Origin of the sequence: uncultured Jatrophihabitans sp., from assembly GCF_964252635.1 — a bacterium.
Classification (GTDB): domain Bacteria; phylum Actinomycetota; class Actinomycetes; order Mycobacteriales; family Jatrophihabitantaceae; genus Jatrophihabitans.
On the sequence record NZ_CAXUNP010000043.1, the window covers coordinates 1 to 24,287 of the forward strand.

General features: G+C 68.9%; 37 protein-coding genes and 1 pseudogene. 35 read left to right on the forward strand and 3 right to left on the reverse strand.

Going from position 1 to position 24,287, the window contains the following annotated elements:
- The 34 genes and pseudogenes from fusA to truA all read left to right on the forward strand — a co-directional run.
- Positions 1 to 1,955 (forward strand): elongation factor G (gene fusA, locus ACFFCA_RS16140; protein ID WP_375486610.1); only part of this gene is annotated, 1,955 nt, incomplete at its 5' end.
- A gap of 96 nt (positions 1,956 to 2,051) precedes the next feature.
- The gene (gene tuf, locus ACFFCA_RS16145; RefSeq protein WP_375486612.1) at positions 2,052 to 3,248 is read left to right on the forward strand and encodes an elongation factor Tu; all 1,197 of its coding nucleotides are present in this window, start codon (positions 2,052 to 2,054) and stop codon (positions 3,246 to 3,248) included.
- A 135-nt stretch (positions 3,249 to 3,383) separates the two neighbouring features.
- A complete protein-coding gene (gene rpsJ / locus ACFFCA_RS16150) occupies positions 3,384 to 3,689 on the forward strand; it encodes a 30S ribosomal protein S10 (protein ID WP_040804197.1) in 306 nt (101 codons plus the stop codon).
- An 18-nt stretch (positions 3,690 to 3,707) separates the two neighbouring features.
- On the forward strand, positions 3,708 to 4,379 hold the full coding sequence (rplC, locus tag ACFFCA_RS16155) for a 50S ribosomal protein L3 (RefSeq protein ID WP_375486615.1): 672 nt from the start codon (positions 3,708 to 3,710) through the stop codon (positions 4,377 to 4,379).
- Positions 4,380 to 4,383: 4 nt separating this feature from the next.
- Positions 4,384 to 5,109, forward strand: a complete 726-nt coding sequence (gene rplD, locus ACFFCA_RS16160) for a 50S ribosomal protein L4 (protein ID WP_375486617.1) — start codon at positions 4,384 to 4,386, stop codon at positions 5,107 to 5,109.
- The gene (rplW, locus tag ACFFCA_RS16165) at positions 5,109 to 5,402 is read left to right on the forward strand and encodes a 50S ribosomal protein L23 (protein WP_375486619.1); all 294 of its coding nucleotides are present in this window, start codon (positions 5,109 to 5,111) and stop codon (positions 5,400 to 5,402) included. Before rplD ends, rplW begins: the two co-directional genes overlap by 1 nt.
- A gap of 2 nt (positions 5,403 to 5,404) precedes the next feature.
- Positions 5,405 to 6,238, forward strand: a complete 834-nt coding sequence (gene rplB / locus ACFFCA_RS16170) for a 50S ribosomal protein L2 (protein WP_375486621.1) — start codon at positions 5,405 to 5,407, stop codon at positions 6,236 to 6,238.
- Between the two features lie 10 nt (positions 6,239 to 6,248).
- Positions 6,249 to 6,530, forward strand: a complete 282-nt coding sequence (rpsS, locus tag ACFFCA_RS16175) for a 30S ribosomal protein S19 (protein ID WP_375486623.1) — start codon at positions 6,249 to 6,251, stop codon at positions 6,528 to 6,530.
- 11 nt (positions 6,531 to 6,541) lie between these two features.
- Positions 6,542 to 6,943 carry a 50S ribosomal protein L22 gene (gene rplV, locus ACFFCA_RS16180; protein WP_375486625.1) on the forward strand — a complete coding sequence of 134 codons (402 nt, stop codon included), beginning with the start codon at positions 6,542 to 6,544 and terminating at the stop codon, positions 6,941 to 6,943.
- Positions 6,943 to 7,770 (forward strand): annotated as a pseudogene (rpsC, locus tag ACFFCA_RS16185) (30S ribosomal protein S3); the annotation flags it as partial. The gene rplV and the pseudogene rpsC, both read left to right, overlap by 1 nt.
- Positions 7,771 to 8,022: 252 nt before the next feature.
- Entirely contained in the window at positions 8,023 to 8,442 is a 420-nt protein-coding gene (gene rplP / locus ACFFCA_RS16190; protein ID WP_375486627.1) for a 50S ribosomal protein L16, read from the forward strand.
- Complete coding sequence (rpmC, locus tag ACFFCA_RS16195) at positions 8,442 to 8,714, forward strand: 50S ribosomal protein L29 (RefSeq protein WP_375486629.1); 273 nt, start codon at positions 8,442 to 8,444, stop codon at positions 8,712 to 8,714. Before rplP ends, rpmC begins: the two co-directional genes overlap by 1 nt.
- Complete coding sequence (gene rpsQ, locus ACFFCA_RS16200) at positions 8,711 to 9,001, forward strand: 30S ribosomal protein S17 (protein WP_375486631.1); 291 nt, start codon at positions 8,711 to 8,713, stop codon at positions 8,999 to 9,001. The genes rpmC and rpsQ overlap by 4 nt, the downstream gene beginning before the upstream one ends.
- Before the next feature lie 94 nt (positions 9,002 to 9,095).
- The gene (gene rplN, locus ACFFCA_RS16205) at positions 9,096 to 9,464 is read left to right on the forward strand and encodes a 50S ribosomal protein L14 (protein ID WP_375486633.1); all 369 of its coding nucleotides are present in this window, start codon (positions 9,096 to 9,098) and stop codon (positions 9,462 to 9,464) included.
- A gap of 2 nt (positions 9,465 to 9,466) precedes the next feature.
- Positions 9,467 to 9,781, forward strand: coding sequence for a 50S ribosomal protein L24 (rplX, locus tag ACFFCA_RS16210; RefSeq protein ID WP_375486635.1), 315 nt, complete (start codon positions 9,467 to 9,469; stop codon positions 9,779 to 9,781).
- Positions 9,781 to 10,359 carry a 50S ribosomal protein L5 gene (gene rplE / locus ACFFCA_RS16215; protein WP_375486637.1) on the forward strand — a complete coding sequence of 193 codons (579 nt, stop codon included), beginning with the start codon at positions 9,781 to 9,783 and terminating at the stop codon, positions 10,357 to 10,359. Before rplX ends, rplE begins: the two co-directional genes overlap by 1 nt.
- On the forward strand, positions 10,359 to 10,544 hold the full coding sequence (locus tag ACFFCA_RS16220) for a type Z 30S ribosomal protein S14 (RefSeq protein WP_375486639.1): 186 nt from the start codon (positions 10,359 to 10,361) through the stop codon (positions 10,542 to 10,544). The genes rplE and ACFFCA_RS16220 overlap by 1 nt, the downstream gene beginning before the upstream one ends.
- Before the next feature lie 66 nt (positions 10,545 to 10,610).
- Complete coding sequence (gene rpsH, locus ACFFCA_RS16225) at positions 10,611 to 11,018, forward strand: 30S ribosomal protein S8 (RefSeq protein WP_375486641.1); 408 nt, start codon at positions 10,611 to 10,613, stop codon at positions 11,016 to 11,018.
- Between the two features lie 11 nt (positions 11,019 to 11,029).
- Positions 11,030 to 11,569, forward strand: coding sequence for a 50S ribosomal protein L6 (rplF, locus tag ACFFCA_RS16230; RefSeq protein WP_375486643.1), 540 nt, complete (start codon positions 11,030 to 11,032; stop codon positions 11,567 to 11,569).
- Positions 11,569 to 11,967: a 50S ribosomal protein L18 gene (rplR, locus tag ACFFCA_RS16235; RefSeq protein WP_375486645.1), complete on the forward strand. Its 399-nt coding sequence runs from the start codon at positions 11,569 to 11,571 to the stop codon at positions 11,965 to 11,967. Before rplF ends, rplR begins: the two co-directional genes overlap by 1 nt.
- 104 nt (positions 11,968 to 12,071) lie before the next feature.
- A complete protein-coding gene (rpsE, locus tag ACFFCA_RS16240) occupies positions 12,072 to 12,713 on the forward strand; it encodes a 30S ribosomal protein S5 (RefSeq protein ID WP_375486647.1) in 642 nt (213 codons plus the stop codon).
- A gap of 5 nt (positions 12,714 to 12,718) precedes the next feature.
- Complete coding sequence (rpmD, locus tag ACFFCA_RS16245) at positions 12,719 to 12,898, forward strand: 50S ribosomal protein L30 (protein ID WP_375486649.1); 180 nt, start codon at positions 12,719 to 12,721, stop codon at positions 12,896 to 12,898.
- Position 12,899: 1 nt separating this feature from the next.
- The gene (gene rplO, locus ACFFCA_RS16250) at positions 12,900 to 13,343 is read left to right on the forward strand and encodes a 50S ribosomal protein L15 (protein ID WP_375486651.1); all 444 of its coding nucleotides are present in this window, start codon (positions 12,900 to 12,902) and stop codon (positions 13,341 to 13,343) included.
- 193 nt (positions 13,344 to 13,536) lie between these two features.
- On the forward strand, positions 13,537 to 14,856 hold the full coding sequence (gene secY, locus ACFFCA_RS16255) for a preprotein translocase subunit SecY (RefSeq protein WP_375486653.1): 1,320 nt from the start codon (positions 13,537 to 13,539) through the stop codon (positions 14,854 to 14,856).
- A gap of 61 nt (positions 14,857 to 14,917) precedes the next feature.
- Positions 14,918 to 15,571: an adenylate kinase gene (locus ACFFCA_RS16260; protein ID WP_375486655.1), complete on the forward strand. Its 654-nt coding sequence runs from the start codon at positions 14,918 to 14,920 to the stop codon at positions 15,569 to 15,571.
- A 2-nt stretch (positions 15,572 to 15,573) separates the two neighbouring features.
- Positions 15,574 to 16,401 (forward strand): type I methionyl aminopeptidase, encoded by an 828-nt coding sequence (map, locus tag ACFFCA_RS16265; RefSeq protein ID WP_375486657.1) that lies wholly within the window; start codon positions 15,574 to 15,576, stop codon positions 16,399 to 16,401.
- Positions 16,402 to 16,624: 223 nt separating this feature from the next.
- Positions 16,625 to 16,846: a translation initiation factor IF-1 gene (gene infA / locus ACFFCA_RS16270; protein ID WP_375486659.1), complete on the forward strand. Its 222-nt coding sequence runs from the start codon at positions 16,625 to 16,627 to the stop codon at positions 16,844 to 16,846.
- Positions 16,847 to 16,915: 69 nt separating this feature from the next.
- A complete protein-coding gene (gene rpmJ, locus ACFFCA_RS16275) occupies positions 16,916 to 17,029 on the forward strand; it encodes a 50S ribosomal protein L36 (protein WP_119951654.1) in 114 nt (37 codons plus the stop codon).
- A gap of 166 nt (positions 17,030 to 17,195) precedes the next feature.
- On the forward strand, positions 17,196 to 17,576 hold the full coding sequence (rpsM, locus tag ACFFCA_RS16280) for a 30S ribosomal protein S13 (RefSeq protein WP_375486661.1): 381 nt from the start codon (positions 17,196 to 17,198) through the stop codon (positions 17,574 to 17,576).
- The gene (gene rpsK / locus ACFFCA_RS16285) at positions 17,576 to 17,980 is read left to right on the forward strand and encodes a 30S ribosomal protein S11 (protein ID WP_375486662.1); all 405 of its coding nucleotides are present in this window, start codon (positions 17,576 to 17,578) and stop codon (positions 17,978 to 17,980) included. The genes rpsM and rpsK overlap by 1 nt, the downstream gene beginning before the upstream one ends.
- A complete protein-coding gene (gene rpsD, locus ACFFCA_RS16290) occupies positions 17,980 to 18,585 on the forward strand; it encodes a 30S ribosomal protein S4 (RefSeq protein WP_375486664.1) in 606 nt (201 codons plus the stop codon). Before rpsK ends, rpsD begins: the two co-directional genes overlap by 1 nt.
- Before the next feature lie 135 nt (positions 18,586 to 18,720).
- Positions 18,721 to 19,746 carry a DNA-directed RNA polymerase subunit alpha gene (locus tag ACFFCA_RS16295; RefSeq protein WP_375486665.1) on the forward strand — a complete coding sequence of 342 codons (1,026 nt, stop codon included), beginning with the start codon at positions 18,721 to 18,723 and terminating at the stop codon, positions 19,744 to 19,746.
- 96 nt (positions 19,747 to 19,842) lie between these two features.
- Positions 19,843 to 20,556: a 50S ribosomal protein L17 gene (gene rplQ, locus ACFFCA_RS16300; protein WP_375486667.1), complete on the forward strand. Its 714-nt coding sequence runs from the start codon at positions 19,843 to 19,845 to the stop codon at positions 20,554 to 20,556.
- A gap of 21 nt (positions 20,557 to 20,577) precedes the next feature.
- Positions 20,578 to 21,402 carry a tRNA pseudouridine(38-40) synthase TruA gene (gene truA, locus ACFFCA_RS16305; RefSeq protein ID WP_375486690.1) on the forward strand — a complete coding sequence of 275 codons (825 nt, stop codon included), beginning with the start codon at positions 20,578 to 20,580 and terminating at the stop codon, positions 21,400 to 21,402.
- Between the two features lie 24 nt (positions 21,403 to 21,426).
- Here truA and ACFFCA_RS16310 read toward each other — a convergent pair whose 3' ends face one another.
- Positions 21,427 to 22,029, reverse strand: coding sequence for a TetR/AcrR family transcriptional regulator (locus ACFFCA_RS16310; protein ID WP_375486669.1), 603 nt, complete (start codon positions 22,027 to 22,029; stop codon positions 21,427 to 21,429).
- A 61-nt stretch (positions 22,030 to 22,090) separates the two neighbouring features.
- Between ACFFCA_RS16310 and ACFFCA_RS16315 the strand changes: the two genes are divergently transcribed.
- Positions 22,091 to 23,008 carry a sterol desaturase family protein gene (locus ACFFCA_RS16315; protein ID WP_375486671.1) on the forward strand — a complete coding sequence of 306 codons (918 nt, stop codon included), beginning with the start codon at positions 22,091 to 22,093 and terminating at the stop codon, positions 23,006 to 23,008.
- Here ACFFCA_RS16315 and ACFFCA_RS16320 read toward each other — a convergent pair.
- Together ACFFCA_RS16320 and ACFFCA_RS16325 are read right to left on the reverse strand one after the other, a co-directional pair.
- Positions 22,948 to 23,535 (reverse strand): RBBP9/YdeN family alpha/beta hydrolase, encoded by a 588-nt coding sequence (locus ACFFCA_RS16320; protein WP_375486673.1) that lies wholly within the window; start codon positions 23,533 to 23,535, stop codon positions 22,948 to 22,950. The genes ACFFCA_RS16315 and ACFFCA_RS16320 overlap by 61 nt on opposite strands.
- 32 nt (positions 23,536 to 23,567) lie before the next feature.
- Positions 23,568 to 24,224 (reverse strand): lysoplasmalogenase family protein, encoded by a 657-nt coding sequence (locus ACFFCA_RS16325; RefSeq protein WP_375486675.1) that lies wholly within the window; start codon positions 24,222 to 24,224, stop codon positions 23,568 to 23,570.
- Positions 24,225 to 24,287: the final 63 nt, after the last annotated feature.

A 24,287-nucleotide genomic window follows, 5' to 3' on the forward strand; every position in this document is an offset into this window, starting at 1 on the left:
CCACGATGGACTGGATGGAGCAGGAGCAGGAGCGCGGCATCACGATCACGTCCGCCGCGACCAAGTGCACCTGGAAGGGTCACACCATCCAGATCATCGACACCCCCGGGCACGTCGACTTCACGGTCGAGGTCGAGCGCTCGCTGCGCGTCCTCGACGGTGCCGTCGCCGTCTACGACGGTGTCGCCGGTGTCGAGCCGCAGACCGAGACCGTGTGGCGGCAGGCCGACAAGTACAGCGTTCCGCGCATGTGCTTCGTCAACAAGCTCGACCGCACCGGCGCCGACTTCTTCCGCTGCGTCGACATGATGCGCGACCGCCTCAACAGCAACGCGCTCGTGCTGCAGCTGCCGATCGGCAACGAGGCCGACTTCATCGGCGTCGTCGACCTCGTGCAGATGAAGGCCCTGACCTGGCGCGGCGAGACCAAGATGGGAGAGGACTACTCCATCGAGGAGATCCCCGCCGAGCTCGCCGACCAGGCCGCCGAGTACCGCGAGAAGCTGCTCGAGCAGCTCGCCGACGTCGACGACGACATCGCCGAGAAGTTCCTCGAGGGCGAGGACATCGACGTCCCGACGCTCAAGGCCGCCATCCGCAAGGCGACGCTGGCCGACCTCGTCAACCCGGTCCTGACCGGCACCGCGTTCAAGAACAAGGGCGTGCAGCCCCTGCTCGACGCGGTCGTCGACTACCTGCCCTCGCCGCTCGACGTGGGCGGGGTCAAGGGCACCCTGCAGGACGGCGAGACCGAGGCCGACCGCAGCGCCGACGAGTCCGAGCCGCTGGCCGGCCTGGCGTTCAAGATCGCCACGGACAAGTTCCTCGGCAAGCTGACCTTCGTCCGGCTCTACTCCGGCGTGCTCGAGAACGGCGCGCAGGTCCTGAACTCCACCAAGGACCGCAAGGAGCGGGTCGGCAAGATCTACCAGATGCACGCGAACAAGCGTGAGGAGCTCGCTCGCGCGGGCGCCGGCGACATCATCGCCATCGGTGGGCTCAAGCAGACCACCACCGGCGACACCCTGTCCGACCCGGGCAAGCCGATCGTCCTGGAGTCCATGACGTTCCCGGCCCCGGTCATCGACGTCGCCATCGAGCCGAAGACCAAGGCCGACCAGGTCAAGCTCGGCGAGGCCATCCAGAAGCTCGCCGAGGAGGACCCGACCTTCCGCGTCGCCAACGACGAGGAGACCGGTCAGACGGTCATCTCCGGCATGGGTGAGCTGCACCTCGAGATCCTCGTCGACCGCATGAAGCGCGAGTTCGAGGTCGAGGCCAACGTCGGCAAGCCGCAGGTGGCCTACCGCGAGACCATCAAGCGCACGGTCGAGCGCGAGGACCTCACCTACAAGAAGCAGACCGGTGGTTCGGGCCAGTTCGCCAAGGTCCAGGTGGCGCTCGCGCCGCTGGAGATGACCCCGGACGGCCCGGCGTACGAGTTCGAGAACAAGGTCACCGGTGGCCGCATCCCCAAGGAGTTCATCCCCTCGGTGGACGCGGGTGCGCAGGAGGCCATGCAGTACGGCGTCCTGGCCGGGTTCCCGATGGTGGGCGTGAAGTTCAGCCTGCTCGACGGCGCCTACCACGAGGTCGACTCCTCCGAGATGGCGTTCAAGATCGCCGGCTCGATGGTCTTCAAGGCCGCCGCCAAGAAGGCGCAGCCGGTGCTGCTCGAGCCGATGATGGCCGTCGAGGTCACCACGCCCGAGGACAACATGGGCGACGTCATCGGCGACATCAACTCCCGCCGTGGCCAGATCCAGGCCATGGAGGAGCGTGGCGGAGCGCGCGTCGTCAAGGCGCTCGTCCCGCTGTCGGAGATGTTCGGCTACGTCGGCGACCTGCGGTCCAAGACCCAGGGTCGCGCCAGCTACTCGATGCAGTTCGACAGCTACGCCGAGGTGCCGGCCAACGTGGCGAAGGAGATCGTCGCCAAGGCGACCGGCGAGTAACACCCACCGAAACTTCAACAACAACAGTCAAACCAGCCGGCAGACGGACCTTCCGTAGAGCAGACCGGCAGACAACCGAAGGGTTAGGGATCCACCGTGGCGAAGGCCAAGTTCGAGCGGACGAAGCCGCACGTCAACATCGGCACCATCGGTCACATCGACCATGGCAAGACGACGCTGACGGCTGCCATCTCCCGCGTGCTGCACGACAAGTACCCGACGCTGAACCCCAGCACCGAGGCGTTCGACATGATCGACAAGGCGCCCGAGGAGCGGCAGCGCGGTATCACGATCTCGATCGCGCACATCGAGTACCAGACCGAGCAGCGCCACTACGCGCACGTCGACTGCCCCGGGCACGCCGACTACATCAAGAACATGATCACCGGCGCGGCCCAGATGGACGGTGCGATCCTCGTGGTCGCCGCCACCGACGGCCCGATGCCGCAGACCAAGGAGCACGTGCTGCTCGCCCGCCAGGTCGGCGTCCCCTACATCGTGGTGGCGCTGAACAAGGCCGACATGGTCGACGACGAGGAGATCATGGAGCTCGTCGAGCTCGAGGTCCGCGAGCTGCTGACCCAGTACGAGTTCCCGGGCGACGACGCGCCGATCGTCAAGGTCTCCGCGCTCAAGGCCCTCGAGGGCGACGAGAAGTGGGGCGAGTCGGTCCTGGAGCTCATGACCGCCGTCGACGAGGCCATCCCGCAGCCCGAGCGCGAGACCGAGAAGCCGTTCCTCATGCCCATCGAGGACGTCTTCACGATCACCGGCCGCGGCACCGTGGTCACCGGCCGCATCGAGCGCGGTGTGCTCAAGGTGAACGAGACCGTCGACATCGTCGGCATCCACCCGGACAAGCAGACGACCACCGTCACCGGCATCGAGATGTTCCGCAAGCTGCTCGACGAGGGCCAGGCGGGCGAGAACGTCGGTCTGCTCCTGCGCGGCATCAAGCGTGAGGACGTCGAGCGCGGCCAGGTCATCATCAAGCCGGGCACGACCACCCCGCACACCAAGTTCGAGGCGAACGTCTACATCCTGTCCAAGGACGAGGGTGGCCGGCACACGCCGTTCTTCAACAACTACCGCCCGCAGTTCTACTTCCGCACCACGGACGTGACCGGCGTCGTGACCCTCCCCGAGGGCACCGAGATGGTCATGCCGGGCGACAACACCGAGATGTCGGTCGAGCTCATCCAGCCGATCGCCATGGAGGACGGCCTGCGCTTCGCCATTCGCGAGGGTGGCCGCACCGTCGGTGCGGGCCGCGTCACCAAGATCGTCGAATAGCACCACCTGATCCGCCCAGCTGGGGTGGACCCCGACCGGTTCACCCCAGCTGTGCGGCCCAGTTGCCCTTCGTCCCACCGGACGAGCGGGCTCGTACCTGCAACACCCGAGAACAGTGAAGGTGAGTCAGCCACCATGGCGGGACAGAAGATCCGCATTCGGCTCAAGGCCTACGACCACGAGGCCATCGACGCCAGTGCACGCAAGATCGTCGAGACCGTGACCCGTACGGGTGCGCGCGTCGTCGGTCCGGTGCCGCTGCCGACCGAGAAGAACATCTACTGCGTCATCCGTTCGCCGCACAAGTACAAGGACAGCCGCGAGCACTTCGAGATGCGCACCCACAAGCGACTCATCGACATCCTCGACCCGACGCCGAAGACGGTCGACGCGCTCATGCGCATCGACCTGCCGGCGAGCGTCGACGTCAACATCCAGTAACGCGGAGATCTGACACCAATGGCTAACGACAAGACAGGGATCCTGGGCGAGAAGCTCGGCATGACCCAGGTCTTCGACGAGAACAACCGGATCGTTCCGGTGACCGTCGTGAAGGCCGGGCCGTGCGTGGTCACCCAGATCAGGACACTCGAGTTGGACGGCTACACCGCCGTCCAGCTCGCCTACGGGCAGATCGACCCGCGCAAGGTCACCAAGCCGGTCGCCGGGCACTTCAAGGCCGCCGACGTGACCCCGCGCCGGCACCTCGTCGAGCTGCGGACCGACACCATCGCCGACTACACCCTCGGCGCGGAGATCACCGCCGACGTGTTCGCCGACGGTGCGCGCGTCGACGTCAGCGGCACCACCAAGGGCAAGGGCACCGCCGGCGTCATGAAGCGACACGGCTTCCACGGTGTGTCGTCCTCGCACGGTGCCCACCGCAACCACCGCAAGCCCGGCTCGATCGGCGCCTGCGCCACGCCGGGCCGCGTGTTCAAGGGCCTGCGCATGGCCGGCCGGATGGGCCACGTCAAGTCCACCACCACCGGCCTGGTCATCCACAAGGTCGACGCCGAGAAGGGCCTGCTGCTCATCAAGGGCGCCATCCCCGGCCCCAACGGCGGGCTGGTCTTCGTCCGCTCGGCCAACAAGTCCGGCGACGTCGCCCCGATCGAGAAGGGCCTGTGACGACATGACCCTCACCCTCACCGTCCAGAACCCGGGCTCCGACAGCGAGTCGAGCGACACCGTCGACCTGCCCGCCGAGATCTTCGACGTCGAGCCGAACATCCCGCTCATCCACCAGGTCGTCGTCGCGCAGCTCGCGGCCGCACGCCAGGGCACGCACGCCACCAAGACCCGCGGCGAGGTCCGCGGCGGTGGCAAGAAGCCGTACCGGCAGAAGGGCACCGGCCGGGCCCGTCAGGGTTCGACCCGTGCCCCGCAGTTCGCCGGCGGTGGCACCGTGCACGGCCCGCAGCCGCGCAGCTACGTGCAGCGCACCCCCAAGAAGATGAAGGCCGGCGCCCTGCGCGGCGCGCTGTCCGACCGGGCCCGCAACGACTGCGTCTTCGTGGTCTCCTCGCTCGTCACGGGTGAGGTGCCCTCGACCAAGGACGCCTCGGCGACGCTGGCCAAGGTCAGCGGCAAGCGCCACGTCCTCGTGGTCGCCGAGCGCGGCGACGGCGTCACGTGGTCGAGCCTGCGCAACGTCGAGTCGGTGCACCTGATCGAGCCCGGCCAGCTGAACACCTACGACGTGCTCATCAGCGACGACGTGGTCTTCACCCGCGGCGCGCTGGACGTGTTCCTGGCCGGCCCCGCCAAGGGTCGCTCGGCCAAGGGCGCGGCCAGCTCCACCGAGACCGAGACTGCGGATTCCGCCGCTTCTGCTACCGCAGAAAAGGAGACCGTCTGATGTTCGACGATCCTCGTGACGTCCTGCTCGCTCCTGTCATCTCGGAGAAGAGCTACGGCCTGCTGGACGAGAACAAGTACACCTTCGACGTCCACCCGCTCGCCAACAAGACGCAGATCAAGATCGCCGTCGAGAAGGTGTTCGCGGTCAAGGTCACCGACGTGAACACCCTCAACCGGCAGGGCAAGCGCAAGCGCACCCGCTTCGGGTACGGCCAGCGCAAGAGCGTCAAGCGCGCCATCGTGACCCTGCGCGCCGGCGACCGCATCGACGTGTTCGGACAGATTGGCTGATCATGGCTATTCGTAAATACAAGCCGACGACCCCGGGCCGACGTGGCTCGTCCGTCGCCGACTTCGCCGAGGTCACCCGTGACCACCCGGAGAAGTCGCTGGTCAAGCCGCTGCACAACAAGGGCGGTCGCAACAGCTCGGGCAAGATCACGACCCGGCACCAGGGCGGTGGGCACAAGCGCGCCTACCGGGTGATCGACTTCCGTCGCCACGACAAGGACGGCGTGCCGGCCAAGGTCGCGCACATCGAGTACGACCCGAACCGCACCGCGCGCATCGCGCTGCTGCACTACGCCGACGGCGAGAAGCGCTACATCCTCGCGCCGCGGCTGCTCAAGCAGGGTGACCGGATCGAGAACGGCCCCAGCGCCGACATCAAGCCCGGCAACTCGCTCCCGCTGCGCAACGTCCCGGTCGGCACCGTGGTCCACGCCATCGAGCTGCGGCCCGGCGGCGGCGCGAAGATCGCCCGCTCCGCAGGCGCGAGCGTCCAGCTCGTCGCCAAGGAGGGCGCCTACGCCCAGTTGCGGATGCCCTCCGGCGAGATCCGCAACGTCGACGTCCGCTGCCGCGCCACGGTCGGCGAGGTCGGCAACGCCGAGCAGAGCAACATCAACTGGGGCAAGGCCGGCCGCATGCGCTGGAAGGGCAAGCGCCCTACCGTCCGCGGTGTCGCGATGAACCCGGTCGACCACCCGCACGGTGGTGGCGAGGGCAAGACGTCCGGTGGACGTCACCCGGTGAACCCGAACGGCAAGCCCGAGGGGCGCACCCGCCGCCGCAAGGAGAGCGATCAGATGATCGTCCGCCGTCGCCGTACGAACAAGAAGCGTTGAGGAATCTGACATGCCACGCAGCCTGAAGAAGGGCCCGTTCGTCGACGACCACCTGCTCAAGAAGGTGGACACGGCGAACGACAAGAACAGCAAGAACGTGATCAAGACCTGGTCGCGCCGCTCGACGATCATCCCCGACATGCTCGGGCACACGATCGCCGTGCACGATGGCCGCAAGCACGTCCCGGTGTTCGTCACCGAGGGCATGGTCGGCCACAAGCTGGGCGAGTTCGCGCCGACGCGGACGTTCAGGGGCCACATCAGGGACGACCGCCGGGCGCGGAGAGGTTGAGCGGGGCTGTCATGAGTTCTCCAGAAGAGGTGCGCACCGCCTTCGCGAAGGCGTCGCACGTTCGCGTGTCGCCGATGAAGGCGCGGCGCGTCATCGCCCTCATCCGCGACCTGCCCGCGCAGGAGGCCCTGTCGGTGCTGAAGTTCGCCCCGCAGGCCGCCAGCGAGCCGGTCGGCAAGGTGCTGGCCAGCGCCATCGCCAACGCCGAGCACAACTTCCAGCTCGACCCGCAGTCGCTGGTCGTCTCCCGTGCCTACGTGGACGAGGGCCCGACGATGAAGCGGTTCCGGCCACGGGCGCAGGGCCGGGCGTACCGCATCCGCAAGCGCACCAGCCACATCACCATCGAGGTCGAGAGCATCGACCTGCAGAGCACACGCAGCACCCAGAGCAGCAAGGGACGGAGGGCCTGATGGGTCAGAAGGTAAACCCGAACGGCTTCCGTCTCGGCATCAGCACCGACTGGAAGAGCCGCTGGTTCGCTGACAAGCAGTACGGCGAGTACGTCAAAGAGGACGTCGCGATCCGACGGCTCATGTCCAAGGGCATGGAGCGCGCAGGCATCGCGAAGGTCGAGATCGAGCGCACCCGCGACCGCGTGCGGGTGGACATCCACACCGCGCGTCCGGGCATCGTCATCGGTCGCCGCGGCGCCGAAGCCGATCGCATCCGCGGCGAGCTCGAGAAGCTCACCGGTAAGCAGGTCCAGCTGAACATCCTCGAGGTCAAGAACCCCGAGGGTGACGCGCAGCTGGTCGCGCAGGGTGTCGCCGAGCAGCTGTCCAACCGCGTCAGCTTCCGCCGCGCGATGCGCAAGAGCATGCAGTCCGCGCTCAAGAGCCCGGGCGTCAAGGGCATCCGCGTGCAGTGTGCGGGCCGCCTGGGCGGTGCCGAGATGTCCCGCTCGGAGTTCTACCGCGAGGGTCGCGTGCCGCTGCACACCCTGCGCGCGAACATCGACTACGGCTTCTACGAGGCCAAGACGACCTTCGGCCGCATCGGCGTCAAGGTGTGGCTGTACAAGGGCGAGGTCCCGACCGGTTCGCGCGCCGAGCGCGAGGCCGCCGCGGCCGCCGAGGCCCTGCGCCAGCGCCGTGACCGTCCGGCCGCGGGTTCCCGCCCGCGCCGCTCCGGTTCGCAGGGCACCACCGGGGTCAGCACCGACGCCGGTCGCGCCGCGTCGGGCCAGGGGCCGGCCGAGGCCACCCCGGCGGCCGACGCCGAACCGGCGAACACCGAAGTCCAGCAGTCCGTGGAGAGCACCGAGGGCGGCTCGGTCAGCGGCCAGGTCGCCGCCGAGTCGGTCGAGGCCCAGGCCGAGGCCGTCGCCGCGGTCGAGGCTCCGGCCGGCGAGGCCGTGGAGGCCGCGACCGAGGCTGCCGACAACGCCGGCGCCGAGGGCATCCAGGGTTCGGCGCCGCAGCCGGACACCGCCACCACCGAGTCCGACAACACCGCCGGGGCCACCGCCCCGAGCGAGGAGAGCTGACCCATGCTCATCCCACGCAGAGTCAAGCACCGCAAGCAGCACCACCCGACCCGCCGGGGCATGGCCTCCGGCGGCACCCAGGTGGCGTTCGGCGAGTACGGCGTGCAGGCTCTCGAGCCGGCGTACGTCACGAACCGGCAGATCGAGTCCGCGCGTATCGCGATCAACCGGCACATCCGCCGTGGCGGCAAGGTCTGGATCAACATCTACCCGGACCGTCCGCTGACCAAGAAGCCCGCCGAGACCCGCATGGGTTCCGGTAAGGGCTCGCCGGAGTGGTGGATCGCCAACGTCAAGCCCGGCCGGGTGCTGTTCGAGCTCTCGTTCCCGAACGAGAAGGTCGCTCGTGAGGCCCTCACCCGCGCCATCCACAAGCTGCCGATGAAGTGCCGCATCGTCACCCGGGAAGCGAGTGATCTCTGATGGCCACCAACACCGCCGAGCTTCGCGAGCTGCACGACGACGAGCTCGGAACGCGCCTGCGTGAGTCCAAGGAAGAGCTGTTCAACCTGCGCTTCCAGATGGCCACCGGCCAGCTCGACAACAACCGGCGACTGCGCACCGTGAAGCACGACATCGCGCGGATCTACACGATCCTGCACGAGCGTGAGCTCGGTCTGTCCGTCGCCCCCGATGACGTCGCCGCCGGTGTGTCCGCCGACGACGAGACAGCCAGCGAAGGCGTGAAGGCATGAGCGAGACAACCGACACCGCGACCGAGACGGCCGCCCGCACCTCGCACCGCAAGGTGCGCGAGGGCCTCGTGGTCAGCGACAAGATGACCAAGACTGTCGTCGTCGAGGTCGAGGACCGCGTCAAGCACCCGTTGTACGGCAAGGTCATCCGTCGCACGACCAAGCTCAAGGTGCACGACGAGTCCAACGAGGTGGGCGTGGGCGACCGCGTCCTCATCATGGAGACCCGCCCGCTGTCGGCCACCAAGCGCTGGCGCGTGGTCGAGGTCCTCGAGCAGGCCAAGTAGTCCCGTACCACCCGAGTACCACCAGGAACCACGCCGACGTGAGATCCGTCAGGACCGCGCGGTCGGCACAGGCCACCACGTTCAGGAGTAAGCAGTGATTCAGCAGGAGTCGCGACTTCGAGTCGCCGACAACACCGGAGCGAAGGAAATCCTTTGCATCCGGGTGATGGGCGGCTCCGGGCGCCGGTACGCCGGCATCGGCGACGTCATCGTCGCCACCGTCAAGGACGCGATCCCGGCCGCGGGTGTGAAGAAGGGTGACGTCGTCAAGGCCGTCATCGTGCGCACCGTCAAGGAGCGCCGGCGTCCGGACGGCAGCTACATCCGCTTCGACGAGAACGCGGCCGTCCTGATCAAGGCCGACGGCGAGCCCCGTGGCACGCGCATCTTCGGCCCGGTGGGCCGCGAGCTGCGTGACAAGCGGTTCATGAAGATCATCTCTCTCGCACCCGAGGTGCTGTAACCATGAAGGTCAAGAAGGGCGACGAGGTCGTCGTCATCGCCGGCAAGGACCGCGGCGTCAAGGGCAAGGTCATCGCGGCCAACCCCGAGACCAATCGCGTCGTCGTCGAGGGCGTCAACCGCGTCACGAAGCACACGGCCGTCTCGGCCAGCAACCGCGGTGCCAAGACCGGCGGCATCGAGCACATCGAGGCCTCGATCAGCGCCAGCAACGTCATGGTGATCGACGGTGAGGGCACCGCGACCCGCATCGGCTACCGCCGCGACGACGAGGGCAAGAACGTGCGCGTCTCGCGCCGATCCGGAAAGGACCTGTGATGAGCGCCAGCACCGAGACCGCCGCAACGTCGATCCCGCGGCTCAAGGCGCGTTACCGCGAGGAGATCGCGCCGGCACTGACCGAGCAGTTCTCCTTCGGCAACCCGATGCAGGTCCCCGGCCTCACCAAGATCGTCGTCAACATGGGCGTCGGCCAGGCGGCCAAGGACAGCAAGCTCATGGACGGCGCGGTCCGCGACCTGACCCTCATCACGGGCCAGAAGCCGCTGGTGCAGCGCGCGACCAAGTCCATCGCCCAGTTCAAGCTGCGCGAGGGCATGCCGATCGGCGCGAAGGTCACGCTGCGCGGCGACCGGATGTGGGAGTTCCTGGACCGGTTGCTCTCGCTGGCTCTGCCCCGCATCCGCGACTTCCGCGGACTGTCGGACCGCCAGTTCGACGGCAACGGCAACTACACCTTCGGGCTCACCGAGCAGTCGATGTTCCAGGAGATCGACCCCGACTCGATCGACCGCCCGCGCGGCATGGACATCACGCTGGTCACGACGGCCGGGAACGACGAGGAAGGCCGAGCGCTGCTGCGCGCCCTGGGCTTCCCCTTTAGGGAGAACAACTGATGGCAAAGACAGCCCTGCGCGAGAAGGCCGCCGGCAAGCCGAAGTTCAAGGTGCGCGGCTACACCCGCTGCCAGCGCTGCGGCCGTTCACAGGCCGTGTACCGCAAGTTCGGCCTGTGCCGGATCTGCTTCCGCGAGATGGCGCATGCGGGCGAACTGCCCGGCGTCACCAAGTCCTCCTGGTAAGCACCCAGAAACTCCAACTCTTCACGGCAGGCCCTGTCGGGAACCGCCGCGAGAAAGAAGATCCTCATGACCATGACAGACCCCATCGCGGACATGCTCACGCGTGTACGTAACGCGAACACCGCGTTCCACGACACCGTGGTGATGCCGCACTCCAAGCTCAAGGGCCACATCGCCGAGATCCTGAAGCAGGAGGGCTACATCGCCGGCTTCAAGATCGCCGACGCCCCGGAGGGCCAGGTCGGCCGCGTGCTGACCCTCGAGCTCAAGTACGGCCCCAACCGCGAGCGCAGCATCGCCGGCGTCCGCCGTGTGTCCAAGCCCGGCCTGCGGGTCTACGCGAAGTCGACCGGACTGCCGCGCGTCCTCGGCGGCCTGGGCACCGCGATCATCTCGACCTCGAACGGTCTGCTCACCGACCGTCAGGCCGCCAAGCGTGGAGTAGGCGGGGAAGTCCTCGCCTACGTCTGGTAGGAGGACGCGCCATGAGCCGCATCGGCAAGATCCCCGTTCCCGTTCCCTCGGGCGTCGACGTCGCCATCGACGGTCGCACCGTCACGGTCAAGGGCCCCAAGGGCACGCTGTCCCACCAGGTCGCCGAGCCCATCACGGTGGCCACCGAGGAGGGCGCCATCGCCGTCTCGCGCCCCGACGACGAGCGCGAGTCCAAGGCGCTGCACGGCCTGTCCCGCACGCTGATCGCCAACATGGTGGTCGGCGTGACGGACGGCTACGTCAAGCGTCTCGAGATCGTCGGCACCGGTTACCGCGTCACCGCCCGCGGGACCGACCTGGAGTTCGCACTCGGCTTCTCGCACCCGGTGCCGATCAAGGCGCCCGAGGGCATCACGTTCCGCGTCGAGAACCCGACCCGGTTCTCGGTCGAGGGCATCGACAAGCAGCAGGTCGGCGAGGTCGCCGCCAAGATCCGCAAGCTGCGCAAGCCCGACCCGTACAAGGGCAAGGGCGTCCGGTACGCCGGCGAAATCATTCGGCGCAAGGCCGGTAAGGCAGGGAAGAAGTAATGGGCGCATCCACCATCGCCAAGCAGGCTCGCCGCTCCGCCGGCGTGTCGGCCGCGCGCCGCACGTCCAAGGCGCGGCGGCACTTCCGGCTGCGCAAGAAGGTGGCCGGAACCACGGAGCGGCCGCGCCTGGTCGTCACCCGCAGCTCGCGGCACCTGTTCGTGCAGGTCGTCGACGACTCGCAGGGCAAGACGCTCGCCTCGGCGTCGACCTTCAAGTTTTCCAGCGCGACCGACGGCGACAAGACCGCGCAGGCCACAGCGCTCGGCGCGCAACTGGCCGAGGCAGCCAAGGCGGCCGGGGTCACCCGGGTCGTGTTCGACCGGGGTGGCAACACCTACACCGGCCGGGTCGCGGCGTTCGCCACGGCGGCGCGCGAAGCCGGACTGGAGTTCTGAATGCCCCACCACATCGCTCCGCTTCGCTCCACGATGCGACGGGGACCCCAACGGACCACCATGACTGACACAGCTTTGACTCACGCAACCGAAGGAAGTTTCTGATGCCTGGACCGCAGCGGGGCGCCCGCACGGGCGGCAACGAGCAGGGCGGCGGCCGCGACGGTGGCCGCGGCGACAACCGCGGAGGCCGTGACCGCCGCGACGGCGGGCGGGGCCAGGGCGCCGAGAAGAGCACCATGCTCGAGCGCGTCGTGACCATCAACCGCGTCGCCAAGGTCGTCAAGGGTGGCCGGCGCTTCAGCTTCACCGCGCTGGTCATCGTCGGCGACGGTGCGGGCACGGTCGGCGTCGGCTACGGCAAGGCGAAGGAGGTTCCGGCCGCGATCGCCAAGGGCGTCGAGGAGGCCAAGAAGAACTTCTTCAAGGTGCCGCTGATCCAGGCCACGATCCCGCACCCGGTGCAGGGCGAGAAGGCGGCCGGTGTCGTGCTGCTGAAGCCGGCCAGCCCCGGTACCGGCGTCATCGCCGGTGGCCCGGTGCGCGCCGTGCTCGAGTGCGCCGGCGTCCATGACGTGCTGTCGAAGTCGCTGGGCTCGGACAACCCGATCAACATCGTGCACGCGACCGTCGCGGCGCTGCAGGCCCTCGTCCGTCCCGAGGAGGTCGCGGCCCGCCGCGGCCTGCCGCTCGAGGACGTCGCGCCGGCCGGCATGCTGCGCGCCCGTGCCGGGCAAGGGGCCTGATCGCCATGGCCCTCAAGATCACCCAGACCAAGTCGGGCATCGGCTACAAGCAGAACCAGCGCGAGACGCTCCGTTCGCTGGGGCTCAAGCGGATGCACGACACCGTCGTCAAGGAAGACCGCCCGGAGATCCGTGGCATGGTCAAGACCGTGACCCACCTCGTCACGGTGGAAGAGGTCGACTGATATGACGCTCAAGGTTCACCACCTCAAGCCCGCGCCGGGCTCGCACGCCAAGAAGATCCGGGTGGGTCGCGGCGAGGGTGGCAAGCGCGGCAAGACCGCCGGTCGCGGTACGAAGGGCACCGGCGCCCGCTACCAGGTTCCCGCGGGCTTCGAGGGCGGGCAGATGCCGCTGCACATGCGGCTGCCCAAGCTCAAGGGCTTCACCAACCGCAACAAGGTGACCTTCCAGGTCGTCAACCTGGCGGCGCTCGCCACCCTGTTCCCGGACGGGGGCACCGTCGGTGTCGCCGAACTGGTTCAGGCCGGCGCCGTCCGCGCGGGCGAGCCGGTCAAGGTCCTGGGCAACGGTGAGCTCGCCGTCAAGCTGGACGTGACCGCCGACGCCTTCTCCGACAGCGCGCGGGACAAGATCACCGCCGCCGGTGGATCGGCCACGACGCTGTAGTAGCAGTAGTAGCAACCCGCGCATCGGGCCGTTCGTGCGCGGCCTCGGGGGCCTCGCCCCTCGGGCCGCGTCGCGCGCCCGGTGCGCGGATGCATAGAGTGAGCCGATGCGCCGCACCTGGCGCTCGCGTCCCACCCATCGCAGACCGTGTCAGTAGCGAGTCAGTCATTGTCAGACGGCAGCAGGAGGCCACGTGCTCAGGGCGTTCGCATCGGCGTTTCGGACGCCCGACCTGCGAAAGAAGCTGCTCTTCACGCTTGCCATCATCGCCCTGTACCGGCTGGGTGCGTCGGTCCCGACGCCCAACGCCGACATCGGGTCGATCAACGACTGCCTGGCCGGCGCGTCGCAGGGCAGCAAGAACGTCTATTCGCTGATCAACCTGTTCAGCGGCGGGGCGCTGCTGCGCCTCTCGGTCTTCGCGCTGGGCATCCTGCCCTACATCACGGCCAGCATCATCATCCAGCTGCTGGTCGTGGTCATCCCACGGTTCGAGCAACTGAAGAAGGAAGGGCAGTCGGGCCAGCAGAAGCTGACCCAGTACAGCCGCTACCTCACCATCGGGCTGGCCATCCTGCAGTCGACCGGGTTCATCGCGCTCGCCCGTTCGGGTCAGCTGTTCCAGGGCTCGTCGGCGTCTTGCCAGTCGATCCTGTACCACCAGGACATCCGGACCCTCGGCACGATGGTCATCTGCATGACCGCCGGCACCGGCGTCATCATGTGGCTCGGCGAGCTCATCACCGACCGCGGCGTCGGCAACGGCATGAGCGTGCTGATGTTCACCTCCATCGCTGCCCGCATCCCCAGCGAGGGCCACGTCATCCTGCAGAACGCGGGTGGCTTCGTGTTCACCCTGATCGTGCTTTTGGGCCTGGCCATCATCGTGGCGGTCGTGTTCGTCGAGCAGGCGCAACGGCGCATCCCCGTCCAGTACGCCAAACGCATGATCGGGCGCCGGCAGTACGGCGGGACGTCGACCTACCTGCCACTGAAGGTCAACCAGGCCGGCGTCATCCCGGTCATCTTCGCGTCGTCGTTGCTCTACATCCCGCAGCTGATCAGCCAGCTCACCGGTAACAACGCGGGCACCAGTTCGTTCCAGCGCTTCGTCAACCAGTACCTGATCAACCAGCAGTCAGCGGTCTACCTGTCGATCTACTTCCTGCTGATCATCTTCTTCGCCTACTTCTACGTCGGCATCACCTTCGACCCGGTCGAGCGCGCCGACGACATGAAGAAATACGGCGGGTTCATCCCCGGCATCCGTCCCGGCCGGCCGACAGCCGAGTACCTGCAGTTCGTGCTGTCGCGCATCACGCTGCCGGGTTCGGTCTACCTGGGCATCGTGGCGGTGCTGCCGAACTTCTTCTTCAGCCTCACCAGCGGCAACAACCAGAACTTCCCGTTCGGCGGCACGGCGGTGCTGATCATGGTCGGCGTCGGGCTCGACACCGTGAAGCAGATCGAGAGCCAGCTGATGCAGCGCAACTACGAGGGCTTCCTGCGCTAGGCCCACGGGTGCACCGCAGCGGATCCGGCGTCCAGCCGTACTGGAGAAGGAGGCGAGCCACATGAGATTGGTCCTCGTGGGGCCGCCGGGTGCGGGCAAGGGCACGCAGGCCGAGTTCATCGCCGAGCACTTCGGCATCCCGAAGGTCTCGACCGGCGACATCTTCCGTGCGAACGTCTCGGGCGGCACCGACCTCGGCCGGCTGGCCAAGAAGTACATGGACGCGGGCGACCTCGTCCCCGACGAGGTCACCAACGCCATGGTGCGCGACCGTCTGGCCCAGCCCGACGCCGCCGACGGGTTCCTGCTCGACGGGTTCCCGCGCAACGTCTCCCAGGCCGGGGAGCTGGACGACATGCTCGACGAGATCGGTGCCCCGCTCTCGGTCGTCCTGGATCTCGAGGTCGAGCACGACGAGGTCGTGAAGCGGCTCTCGGGCCGGCGCACCTGCAAGAAGTGCGGCCACGTGTGGCACCTCGAGTACGACCCGCCCGCCACGCCCGGCATCTGCGACCGGTGCGGCGGCGACCTCTACCAGCGCGACGACGACCACCCGGACACCGTCCGGCACCGCCTGGAGGTCTACGCAGCCCAGACCGCCCCGCTCATCGACTTCTACCGCGAGCGCGACAAGCTCGTGTCCATCGACGCCCTGGGCGCCGTCGAGGACGTCACCGAGCGCGCCATCACCGTTCTCACCCCGCACCAGGACTGACCATGCGCACCATGCCGGAACGGATCCAGCTGAAGTCCCCGGAGCAGATCGCGCTCATGCGCGAGGCCGGGCTCGTGGTGGCCCGCGCGCTGGGCGCCATGCGCGAGGCCGCCGCCCCCGGGGTATCCACGCTCGACCTCGACGCGATCGCCCGCGACGTGCTGCGCGACGCCGGCGCCACCCCCTCGTTCCTGAACTACCACGGGTTCCCGGCCGTCATCTGCGCCTCCGTCAACGACCGCATCGTGCACGGCATCCCGTCGGCGACCGAGAAGCTGGCCGAGGGCGACCTGCTCTCCATCGACTTCGGAGCCATCGTCGAGGGGTGGCACGGCGACTCCGCCGTCTCCGTCGCCATCGGCGAGGTGGCCCCCGACGTCGCCGAGCTGTCCCGGGTCTGCGAGGCCTCGATGTGGGACGGCATCGCCGCCGTGCGGGACGGCGGCCGGCTCACCGACATCTCCCACGCCGTCGAGTCCTCGGTCCGCGCGGCCGGCCGCTACGGCATCGTGGCCGGGTACGGCGGGCACGGCATCGGCACCGAGATGCACATGGCCCCGCACATCCTGAACTACGGCAAGGCCGGCAAGGGCCCCCGGCTGGTCCCCGGGATGGCGGTCGCCATCGAGCCGATGGTCACCCTGGGCTCGCGGGCCACCCGGGAGCTCGACGACGGCTGGACGGTGGTGACCACCGACGGCTCGTGGGCGGCGCACTGGGAGCACACGGTCGCCCTGCTCGACGACGGCCCGTGGGTGCTCACCGCCCCCGACGGCGGGCGTTCCGAGCTGGCCCTCCGCGGCGTGGAGCTGTCCGCCGCGGCGGCCTGACCGCTACACCACGCCGTTTTTGGATCCCGGCAGCGACACAGGTACAGTTGTCTGTTGGCGCACGTCGCCCCTGCACGTCCGCTGTGGCCGCGGACCGACGGGCGGAGCATCCCTCACGACGGCGTCCTGTACCGATGCGTCCCCAGCGGGTCGCCGCGGGAACGAGCACCGAGATCCACGTACAGCACCGAGAACCACGAGCAAGCACTGAAAAGCGGAGGACATGGCAAAGAAAGACGGCGCCATCGAGGTCGAAGGCCGGGTGGTCGAGCCGCTGCCGAACGCGATGTTCCGGGTGGAACTGAGCAACGGGCACCGGGTCCTGGCCCACATCAGCGGCAAGATGCGGCAGCACTACATCCGCATCCTGCCCGAGGACCGCGTGGTGGTGGAGCTCTCGCCCTACGACCTCACCCGTGGGCGCATCGTCTACCGCTACAAGTAGGTCCCCCGCACCACCGGCTCTCGCACCAAGGAGCCACACCGCACCGGAACACCACAGAAGGGCACGGCCGTGAAGGTCAAGCCGAGCGTCAAGCCGATCTGCGACAAGTGCAAGGTCATCCGTCGCCACGGTCGGGTCATGGTCATCTGCGACAACCTGCGTCACAAGCAGCGCCAGGGCTGATCCAGCTCCGGCTCGTCGCAGAGCCATCCAGCATGCGCACGCCACCCGCGATCCGCTGATCGCGGGCCACCTCCGGACGAAGGCCGGAGCCCCACCCCGGGCGGGGTGATAAGGGAACGGGTGCGCACCGAAACCTTCGACACGAGAACACAGGAGAACCGCCCGTATGGCACGTCTATCCGGCGTAGACCTCCCCCGCGAGAAGCGGATGGAGATCGCGCTCACCTACATCTACGGCATGGGCCGCACCCGCGCGAAGCAGACCCTCGAGGCCACCGGCATCAGCCCGGACCTGCGCGCCCGCGACCTCAGCGACGACGACCTCGTCAAGCTGCGCGACCACATCGACGGCAACTACCGCGTCGAGGGTGACCTGCGCCGCGAGGTCGCGGCCGACATCCGCCGCAAGGTCGAGATCGGTTGCTACGAGGGCATCCGCCACCGCCGCGGGCTGCCCGTCCACGGCCAGCGCACCAAGACCAACGCCCGCACCCGCAAGGGGCCGAAGAAGACCATCGCGGGCAAGAAGAAGGCAGGTAAGAAGTAATGCCCGGTCAGGCACGCAAGGCCGGCGCCAAGAAGGTCCGCCGCAAGGAGAAGAAGAACATCACCTTCGGCCAGGCGCACATCAAGAGCACCTTCAACAACACGATCGTGTCGATCACCGACCCGCAGGGCAACGTCGTCAGCTGGGCCTCCGCCGGGCACGTCGGCTTCAAGGGCTCGCGCAAGTCCACCCCCTTCGCCGCGCAGATGGCCGCCGAGAGCGCCGCCCGCAAGGCGCAGGAGCACGGACTCAAGAAGGTCGACGTCTTCGTCAAGGGCCCGGGCTCCGGTCGCGAGACCGCGATCCGCTCCCTGCAGGCGACCGGCCTCGAGGTCGGCACCATTTCCGACGTGACGCCGCAGCCGCACAACGGCTGCCGCCCGCCCAAGCGACGGAGGGTCTGATGGCTCGCTACACCGGCCCGGCAACGCGGATCTCGCGCCGGCTCAACGTCGACCTCGTGGGCGGCGACGCCTCCTTCGAGCGTCGTCCCTACCCGCCCGGCCAGCACGGTCGCTCGCGCATCAAGCAGAGCGAGTACCTGCTGCAGCTCCAGGAGAAGCAGAAGGCGAAGTACAGCTACGGGGTGCTCGAGAAGCAGTTCCGCGGCTACTACGGCGAGGCGGTGCGTCGCCAGGGCAAGACCGGTGACAACCTGCTGCAGATCCTCGAGTCCCGCCTGGACAACGTCATCTACCGGGCCGGCATCGCCCGCACCCGGCGCCAGGCCCGGCAGATGGTCAGCCATGGCCACTTCCTGGTGAACGGTTCCAAGGTCGACATCCCCAGCTTCCGCGTCTCGCCGTACGACATCATCGACGTGAAGCCGAAGTCGCTGGAGACCACGCCGTTCATCATCGCCAAGGAGACCTTCGGCGAGCGGCCCGTCCCGGCCTGGTTGCAGGTCGTGCCGAACCGCCTGCGCGTCCTCGTGCACCAGCTGCCCGAGCGCGCCCAGATCGACATCCCGGTCCAGGAACAGCTGATCGTCGAGCTGTACTCCAAGTAGCACCACCTGCTCGGAGTTGTCCGCGCCCGGTCGCGTCTTCACTCGTCCGGGCGCGGACAACTCCCGCAGTCACAACTGAATATCCACACGTCGGGCGTCATATAGCGGTCGCCCACGACCCACAAGGAGTTCCCTGTGCTGATCTCTCAGCGCCCATCGCTGGCCGAGGAGCCGATCGCCGACAACCGGTCGCGCTTCGTCATCGAGCCGCTCGAGCCCGGCTTCGGCTACACACTCGGCAACTCGCTGCGCCGGACCCTGCTGTCGTCCATCCCCGGCGCCGCCGTCACCAGCATCCGCATCGACGGCGTGCTGCACGAGTTCACGACCGTCGAGGGCGTCAAGGAAGACGTCACCGACATCATCCTGAACCTCAAGGAACTGGTCGTCAGCTCCGAGAGCGACGAGCCCGTCGTCATGTACCTGCGCAAGCAGGGCCCCGGCGAGGTCACCGCCGCCGACATCGCGCCGCCCGCCGGGGTCGAGATCCACAACCCCGACCTGCACGTCGCGACCATCAACAAGAAGGGCCGGCTCGAGATCGAGCTGGTCGTCGAGCGTGGCCGCGGCTACGTCACCGCCGTGCAGAACAAGCAGCCCGGCCAGGAGATCGGCCGCATCCCGGTCGACTCGATCTACTCGCCGGTGCTCAAGGTGACCTACAACGTCGAGGCCACCCGCGTCGAGCAGCGCACCGACTTCGACCGTCTCGTGGTCGACGTCGAGACCAAGTCCTCGATGGCCCCGCGCGACGCCGTCGCGTCGGCCGGTCACACGCTGGTCGAGCTGTTCGGGCTGTTCAAGGAGCTCAACGTCGAGGCCGAGGGCATCGACGTCGGCCCGTCGCCGGCCGAGGTCGCCGACATCGCCGCGTTCTCGATGCCGATCGAGGACCTCGACCTCACGGTGCGCTCGTACAACTGCCTCAAGCGCGAGGGCATCCACACCGTCGGCGAGCTCGTCGGCCGCAGCGAGGCCGACCTGCTCGACATCCGCAACTTCGGTTCGAAGTCGATCGACGAGGTCAAGGTCAAGCTCGCCGGTCTGGGTCTGGCCCTCAAGGACAGCCCGCCCGGATTCGCGCTGCCGACGTCGGTCGAGTCCTACGGCGAGGACGACTTCACCGACGACACCGACTACGCCGAGACCGAGCAGCTTTAATCACCCCACGAAATCGCCCGGCTGGCGCTGCACGATTCCCGCGGGGACCCCGGGTCCCCGTCGCCGGTTCCAGCCGAGCCCGTCTAGGAGCACCTCATGCCTACGCCCACCAAGGGGACCCGCTTCGGCGGCAGCCCTGCGCACGAGCGGCTGATGCTGGCGAACCTTGCGACCTCGCTGTTCGAGCACGATCGCATCACCACTACCGAGGCCAAGGCCAAGCGGCTGCGTCCGCTGGCCGAGCGCCTCATCACGTTCGCCAAGCGGGGTGACCTGCACGCGCGTCGTCAGGTCATGACCGTCATTCGCGACAAGGACGTCGTGCACAAGTTGTTCGCCGAGATCGGCCCGGCGATGGCGTCGCGTCCAGGTGGTTACACGCGGATCATCAAGACCAACCCGCGCAAGGGCGACAACGCTCCGATGGCCGTCATCGAGCTCTGCGGAGAGCTGAAGACGGTCGTGGCCGAGGCCGAGCGGGCGCGCGGTACGCGCACGGCGGCCAAGAAGGCGCCGACCGGTCGTACGAAGGAGATCGCCGAGGACGCCGCGGGCGAGTCCGCGACGGCGGCGGGAGTCGTCTCGGACGCCACCGCCACCAACGCGCCGAATGACAACACCGCCAGCGCCGACGTCGTCGACGACGACGGCTCGGACGCCGAGGAGGGCCTGGCCGCGCTGGGTCTGGGCGAGGACGACGCCGAGGACGCCGACGCCGCGAGCGACACGGCCCTGGGCGGGGACGAGCCCGAGCCCGGTGCCCAGGAGGCTCCGGCTCCCGGTTCGGACGCACCCCAGGACGAGAAGTAGCGAACCCTGCACGACAGCACGATCGAGGCGGACCCGCAGCAGCGGGTCCGCCTCGACATTTCCTACGACGGCACGCAGTTCTCCGGCTGGGCCAGGCAACCCGGGCGACGCACCGTGCAGGCCGTGCTCGAGGACGCGCTGACGACCGTGCTCCGGCTGCCGGCCGCGCCACTGCGGGTCGCCGGTCGCACCGACACCGGGGTGCACGCCACCGGCCAGGTCGCGCACCTCGACCTCCCGCGATCCGTCTGGGCAGATGGCCGCGACCTGCTGCTGCGGCGCCTGGCCGGCGTCCTGCCGCCCGACGTCCGGGTACGGGCCGTGCGGGCCGTCCCTGCCGAGTTCGACGCCCGGTTCGCGGCGCTGTGGCGGCGCTACGTCTACCGGATCACCGACGCGACAGCGGGCCCTGACCCGCTGCGGCGCGGGTTCGTGCTGGCCTGGCCGCGGCGACTCGACGATCAGGGCATGGCGCAGGCCGCGGCCGGGCTCATCGGGCTGCACGACTTCGCCGCCTTCTGCCGGCGTCGTGACGGTGCCACCACCATCCGCAGCCTGCAGCAGCTGACCGTGGTGCGCGCGGGCGACGAGCTCACCTGCACGGTGGTCGCCGACGCGTTCTGCCACTCGATGGTGCGGTCGCTGATCGGCGCGCTCATCGGCGTAGGGGAGGGGCGGCGCGTGCCGGACTGGCCGGCGTCGCTGCTGACCCTGGACCGCCGCTCGGACGACATCCGGGTCGCGGCCGCGCACGGGCTCACGCTCGTCGAGGTCGGCTACCCGCCTGACGACGAGCTGGCCGCACGCGCCCGACAGACGATGGCCCGCCGGGACGGGGTCAGCTGAGGACGGGGTCGGCTGAGGACGGGGTCAGCTGAGGACGGCGGACAGCAGACGTTCGCAGCGGGCCGTCATGGCGACCGCCGACTCGTCCGGGTGCTCCAGCCACCAGGTGACCACGGACGACACCAACCCCATCCACACCGCGGTGAGCGCCGATGCGTCGGCCGCACTGTGCGTACCGCGGGCGGCGAGGAAGCGCTCGGACCCGCTGGCCGCCAGGCTGCCGAGCCGGCGCTGGTAGTCGGCCGCAGCGGCGCCGATCGGGCCTTCCACCGGGACGGAGGTGTCGAACAGCAGCCGCCAGGCATCCCGCTGCGGCTCCAGCGCCTCGAAGATCGCGCGGAGCGGGTGGATCCGCGAGGCCACGGTGTCGTCGACGTCGAGCTCGGCCTGCTCGAGGCGCGCGAGCAGCGAGCCGGCGACGTCGTGCAGGCAGGCCAGGTACAGCCCGTCCTTGGAGCCGAAGTACTGGTAGATCAGGGGCTTGGAGATGCCGGCCTGCCGCGCGATGGCGACCATCGAGGCCCGCGCGTAGCCGTTCGCCGCGAACTCGCCGACGGCCGTGGCCACGATCTGCTGCTCCCGCTCGGGGCGCGGGACGCCTTTCGTCCCGATGACGGCGCTGGACACGCCGCCGATCTTACCCTACGGTAAGTGACTCTAAGGTCAGTTCGCGAAGGAGGGATCGGGCATGTCGTTCTCGGAGACGTTGCGCGACCCGGTGGTGGCGGCCATCCCGGTGTTCGCGCTGTTCATGGCACTGGAGTTCCTCGCCCTGCGGTTCCTGGACGAGGACGAACGCGGGGCGGGCGCCTACGACCTGCGCGACACGCGCCCCAACATCGCAATGGGCGTCGGTTCGCTGGTGGTCAACGGCGCGGCGCGGCTGGTGGCACTGCTCGGCTACGCAGCGCTCTACGCGGTGACGCCGCTGCGGCTGCCCACCGACCGGTGGTTCACCTGGCTCGCGGTGATCATCGGCGTCGACCTGCTCTTCTACCTCGAACACCGCAGCGCGCACCGGGTGCGCCTGCTCTGGGCCGCGCACCAGGCCCACCACAACAGCCAACGGTTCAACCTGTCCACCGCCGTGCGGCAGAAGTGGAACCCGTGGTGGGAGCTGATCGTGTGGGTCCCGCTGCCCCTGCTCGGCGTGCCGCCGTGGCTGATCTTCACGTCGTTCTCGGTGAACCTGGTCTTCCAGTTCTTCGTGCACACCGAGCGCATCGACCGCATGTGGGCGCCGGTCGAATTCGTGTTCAACACGCCCTCGCACCACCGCGTGCACCACGGCAGCGACCCGGAGTACCTGGACCGCAACTACGCCGGCATCCTCATCCTCTGGGACCGCCTGTTCCGCTCCTACGCCGAGGAGACGCACCGCCCCCGCTACGGCCTCACCAAGAACATCGACAGCCACAACCTGCTGCGCCTGCAGTACCACGAGTACGGGGCCATCGCCCGCGACGTCCGGGCGGCGCGCAGTTGGCGCGAACGGCTGGGCTACGTGTTCGCCCCGCCGGGTTGGTCACCCGAGCCGGCCGACGCTCAGAAGAACGCGAGGTTGTCGCGGCCGCACCAGTCGAGCATGGCCGGCCAGGCGCCGTAACCGGACTCGGTGTTCAGGTGCCCACCGCCCTCGACGATCGTGGTCGCCATCTTCAACGGCCGCCCGTAGGCCTCGGCGATGCCCTCGGGCAGGTACTGGTCGTCGCTGCCCGCGATCAGGACCGTGCCGTCGGCGCCGCGCCGTACCGTGTCGACGTCCAGCGGCGGCGGGAAGAACGCGACGACCTCGGGGTACTCCGTCGCCGGTGAGGGCGGCGCCACCAGTGCCACCCGCGCCGGTCGCGGGTCGCCGTGCGTGACGCCCACGTGGTGCAGCCACAGCACCGCACCGAGGGAGTGCGCGACCACGTCGAACCCGTCGTCGGGCAGACCGGCCAGCGACGCGCGCAACGCCCCGAGCCACTCGTCGAGGTCGGGGTGGTCGACGTCGACGAAGGCCGGACGTCGCGTCTCGCGGCCGGCCTGCGCGAGCTCCTCCTCGAGCCACGTCTGCCAGTGCCCGGGGCCTGACCCGTTCCAGCCGGGGACGACGACGACGGGAACACTGCGCGTGGGACGGCGGGGCATGATCGCAGCGTAGAGGGGCCGGGTCGGCCGGCTCAGAACGCGTGCACGAGGCCGATGAGCATCAACGCCTGGGCCAGGTGATAGCTGACGATGACGGACACCGGCCCGCCGCGGACGGGACGCACGAAGCGCTCGCGGGCCAGCGTCGCGTCGGACAGCAGGAACAGCAGCCCGCCGACCGTGGTCGCCTCCCGGCCGGTACCGACGGCGAACGCCGCCGCCACGACCAGGACGACGGCGTACCCGGCCACGATCGCCGCGAACGGCAGCCCGGCGCTGCGCCGCGCCGACGCCAGTACCGGGCCGAGCGCGAACGCCCCGACGGCCAGCGCCGCCACCAGCCCGGCAACAAACGCCACTCCGTGCGAGTCGCGTGTCAGGAACGCCAGGATCCAGGCGACGTGACCCAGCAGGAACGCGCCCAGCCCCGCCAGGAAAGCGGTCCCGGGCGGCGCGTCGACGGGACCCGCGGGCGCCAGCAGGGCGACGTCGCCGAGCAGGCCCAGCGCCAGCGCGGCGACCACCCACGCCTTCGCGTCGCCCAGGTCCGCGACGCAGGCCGCCGCCACCAGCAGGGCCAGCACGGCCGGTTTGGACAGGTACCGCGTGCGCACCCACTGCCGGGCCACCGCCCACCAGTCGACCAGCGCCGCCACCGCGGCGAGCACGAGCAGGACGACGGTCGGCACGTCCGCAGACTAGAGACGCCCCCGTCGAGTGGTCGTCTGAGCGCTGAATGGTCACCGGTACGT